At 38.2% G+C, this 4,106-nt stretch carries 5 protein-coding genes; 4 read left to right on the forward strand and 1 reads right to left on the reverse strand.

Annotation, left to right across the window (positions count from 1 at the left end; translation table 11 throughout):
* On the reverse strand, positions 1-601 hold a 601-nt coding region (locus Q0191_RS04765; protein ID WP_297664295.1), incomplete at its 3' end, for a YigZ family protein.
* Between the two features lie 56 nt (positions 602-657).
* Between Q0191_RS04765 and Q0191_RS04770 the strand changes: the two genes are divergently transcribed.
* The 4 genes from Q0191_RS04770 to Q0191_RS04785 all read left to right on the forward strand — a co-directional run.
* Complete coding sequence (locus Q0191_RS04770; protein ID WP_297664297.1) at positions 658-1,956, forward strand: DEAD/DEAH box helicase; 1,299 nt, start codon at positions 658-660, stop codon at positions 1,954-1,956.
* Positions 1,953-2,615 carry a ComF family protein gene (locus tag Q0191_RS04775; RefSeq protein WP_297664299.1) on the forward strand — a complete coding sequence of 221 codons (663 nt, stop codon included), beginning with the start codon at positions 1,953-1,955 and terminating at the stop codon, positions 2,613-2,615. The genes Q0191_RS04770 and Q0191_RS04775 overlap by 4 nt, the downstream gene beginning before the upstream one ends.
* Positions 2,616-2,694: 79 nt before the next feature.
* On the forward strand, positions 2,695-3,243 hold the full coding sequence (raiA, locus tag Q0191_RS04780; protein WP_084856399.1) for a ribosome hibernation-promoting factor, HPF/YfiA family: 549 nt from the start codon (positions 2,695-2,697) through the stop codon (positions 3,241-3,243).
* 247 nt (positions 3,244-3,490) lie between these two features.
* Positions 3,491-4,106: acyl-CoA dehydrogenase family protein (locus Q0191_RS04785; protein WP_297664303.1), on the forward strand; the 616-nt coding region annotated here is incomplete at its 3' end.

The following is a 4,106-nucleotide window of genomic DNA, read 5'->3' on the forward strand; positions in this document are numbered from 1 at the left end:
AACCTTGATCTGTTAAAGTAACCTTTCCATTAAAAAACTCTACAAGAGCAGACTTAATATTTTCTTTCTCTTCCTTATCAACATAAATCATTGTATCAACTTGATCTGTAAAGTTTGTATCCAGCTCCATGAGATGATGCTCTCTAAGGAAATTGCCATATTCTTGATACTGAGCGTAAGACATCTGAATGGCTATGCCAGCCTGCTCTTTGATTTCAATAATGCCAATTTCTTTGACAGCCAAGGCCACACTACCTGCGTAAGCACGAATCAAACCTCCAGCGCCTAACTTAATTCCACCAAAGTAACGAGTAACTACTACGCAGACATTCGTAAGATTATGATTTTCTAAGACGCCAAGCATAGGAACTCCAGCAGTACCACTAGGCTCACCATCATCACTCGTACGCTTGATCTCACTGCGTTCCCCTACAATAAAAGCAGAGCAGTTATGGGTGGCTTTGTAGTGTTCTTTTTTGACAGCAGTGATAAAGTCACGAGCTTCTTCTTCACTATAGACACGCTTTGCGTGACAGATAAAGCGTGATTTTTTGATTTCTTCTTGGACTTGCCCGTTCTCTTTAATTGTTTTAAATTCCATGATTTAATTGTACTAAAAAATTACCTAAAGCGCTAGATTTTTACGAATAAAGAAGTATGAAAGTAAATCCAAATTACCTCGGTCGCTTGTTTACTGAGAAAGAATTAACTGAAGAAGAACGACAGGTAGCAGTGAAATTGCCAGCAATGAGAAAAGAGAAGGGGAAACTGTTTTGTCAACGTTGTAATAGTAGTATTCTAGAAGAATGGCATTTACCTATCGGCGCTTACTATTGTAGGGAGTGTTTACTGATGAAGAGAGTCAGGAGTGATCAAGCTTTATACTATTTTCCGCAGGAGGATTTTCCTAAGCAAGACGTCCTCAAATGGCGTGGTCAGTTAACCTCTTTTCAGGAGAAGGTATCAGAGGGGTTGATTCGAGCAGTCGAAAAGAAAGAACCGACTTTAGTTCATGCTGTGACAGGAGCTGGAAAGACAGAGATGATTTATCAAGTTGTGGCCAAAGTGATTGATGATGGTGGTGCAGTTTGTTTGGCCAGTCCTCGCATTGATGTGTGTTTGGAACTGTATAAGCGACTGCAGAATGACTTTGCTTGCGAGATAGCTCTTCTTCATGGAGAATCAGAACCTTATTTCCGAACACCATTAGTTGTTGCGACAACCCATCAGTTATTAAAATTTTATCATGCTTTTGATTTGCTGATAGTGGATGAGGTAGATGCCTTTCCTTATGTTGACAACTCTATGCTTTACTATGCTGTAAAGAATAGTGTAAAGGAGGATGGATTAAGGATATTCCTTACAGCAACTTCTACAGATGAGTTAGATAGGAAGGTTCGCACAGGAGAATTAAAAAGGTTGAGCTTGCCAAGACGGTTTCATGGAAATCCTTTGATTATTCCTAAGCCAGTCTGGTTATCAGATTTTAATCGCTGTTTAGAAAAAAATCAGTTATCAACCAAGTTAAAGACCTATATTGAGAGGCAGAGAAGAACAGGTTATCCGTTGTTAATCTTTGCATCAGAAATTAAAAAAGGCGAGAAACTAAAAGAAATCTTGAAGGAGCAGTACCCGAATGAGAATATCGGATTTGTGTCTTCTGTCACAGAAGACCGATTAGAGCAGGTGCAAGCTTTTCGAGATGGAGAACTAACAATACTGATTAGTACGACAATCTTGGAACGCGGGGTTACCTTCCCTTGTGTGGATGTTTTCGTAGTAGAAGCTAATCATCGGCTCTTTACCAAGTCTAGTTTGATTCAGATTGGTGGTCGAGTTGGGCGTAGTATGGACAGACCAATTGGTGAGTTGCTCTTCTTTCATGATGGATTAAATGCTTCCATCAAGAAGGCGATCAAGGAAATCAAGCAGATGAACAAGGAGGCAGGATTATGAACTGTTTACTATGTGGCCAGACTACAAAGAGTGAGCTGACTTTTAGTAGTCTCTTCCTTTTGAAGGATGACTGCAGTTATCTTTGCTCAGCTTGTGCTTCTAGTTTTGAGAAGATTAGTGAGAATTATTGCCCAAACTGTATGAAAACAGATATGTCAACTAAGTGTCAAGATTGTAAACTTTGGTGTAAAGAAGGAATTCAGGTTGATCATAAGGCAATCTTTACCTATAATCAAGCTATGAAAGACTTTTTCAGTCAATATAAGTTTGATGGCGATTTTTTGCTTAGAAAAGTTTTTGCTTCAGTTCTTGCTGAGGAGCTGAAAAAGTATAGAGGTTATCAATTTGTGTTGATTCCCCTAAGTCCTGAAAGATTACTTGAGAGGGGATTTAACCAAGTTGAGGGTTTGGTCGAAGCGGCAGGCTTTTCTTTTAAAGATATATTAGGAAAAAGAGAAGAGAGTGCTAGTTCTTCTAAAAGCCGTTTGGAAAGGTTAGCTACTGAAATTCCATTTTTTATTAAAGATGGGATCTCACTTCCTAAGAAGATCTTGCTGATTGATGACATCTATACAACAGGTGCAACTGTGAATCGTGTAAAACGACTTTTGGAAGAAGCGGGTGCTTTGGAAGTTAAAACTTTTTCCCTTGTAAGATGAGGAAAAAATTTGCAAAATGAAAATGAAAGCGTTATAATATAGTTAGAAAAACAAAAATGTTTAGAAAGAAGGTACTTATATGATTAAATATAGTATCCGTGGTGAAAACCTAGAAGTAACAGAAGCGATTCGTGATTATGTAGTTTCTAAACTCGAAAAGATCGAAAAGTATTTTCAACCTGAGCAAGAGTTGGATGCACGTGTGAATTTGAAAGTTTACCGTGAAAAAACAGCAAAAGTTGAAGTAACGATTCCACTTGGATCTATTACTCTCCGTGCAGAAGATATTTCTCAAGATATGTATGGCTCTATCGATCTAGTAACTGATAAAATTGAACGTCAGATTCGTAAAAATAAAACAAAAATCGAACGTAAAAATAAAAATAAAGTTGCGACAAGCCAACTCTTTACAGATGCCTTAGTTGAAGATGAAAATGTTGTGCAACCAAAAGTCGTTCGTTCAAAACAAATTGATTTAAAACCAATGGATTTAGAAGAAGCGCTTCTTCAAATGGATTTGTTGGGACATGATTTCTTTATCTATGTAGACGTAGAAGATCAAACAACAAATGTTTTGTATCGTCGTGAAGATGGTGAGGTTGGTTTGCTCGAAGTAAAAGAATCATAAAATTGAAATAACTAATAAAAGTGGTTTACTGATTTGTAAACCACTTTTTCTTGTGCCTATAAGTAAGTAGAAAAACGAGGAAATCCTTGATAAAACAGTCAGAATCGGCCCCTATAATCTGAACTTATAGGGGTGTTTATATTTATTAAGTAGACAAAATAATACCCTAAGGGATAGAATGGGGTTGTCAACAAATAGCGAACACAAAAATGTAAGCGCTGTTATAACAAATAAAGGAGTCATGACTATGGCAACAAAAGAAGAAATTTTACGCGAACTATATCCTGAGGACCTTTTTCACTATGCGGATGGTCTAACTTTGGGAGAAGCAGAGGTTTTACAAGAAACTCGCCGTTTGATTGAGAAACATCTCCGTCCGGTTATTAATGAATACTGGGAAAAACCTGATTTTCCTTTTGAAGAATTCTATGCTGTGGCTAAGGGCGCTCAAATTATGAACAATTCGAAATTGTTTGAGGGACGTGAGGGTAGCTGGAAACCATCTGAACTTTATATTGCTTTCTTGTATCTTGAACTTGCTCGCTTCGATGCTTCTATGGCAACATTCTACACAGTTCATGGCGGACTTTGCTACAACACAATTCTCTTGGGTGGTGATGAGCGTCAACAAAAGGAATTTCTTCCAAAGCTAGCTGCATTTGATTGGCAAGGTTGCTTCGCTTTGACTGAACCTCTTTCAGGTTCTGATATTGCTGGCGGACTTGCAACTACTGCAGAACGTGTTGGAGACAAGTGGATTCTAAATGGCGAAAAACGCTGGATTGGTGGCTCAGATACTGCGGATGTTGTTCCTGTATTTGCTCGTGATGTTGCGGATGGCAAGGTGAAATGCTTTATCGTTC

This window comes from uncultured Streptococcus sp. (assembly GCF_938036805.1).
Lineage (GTDB): Bacteria > Bacillota > Bacilli > Lactobacillales > Streptococcaceae > Streptococcus.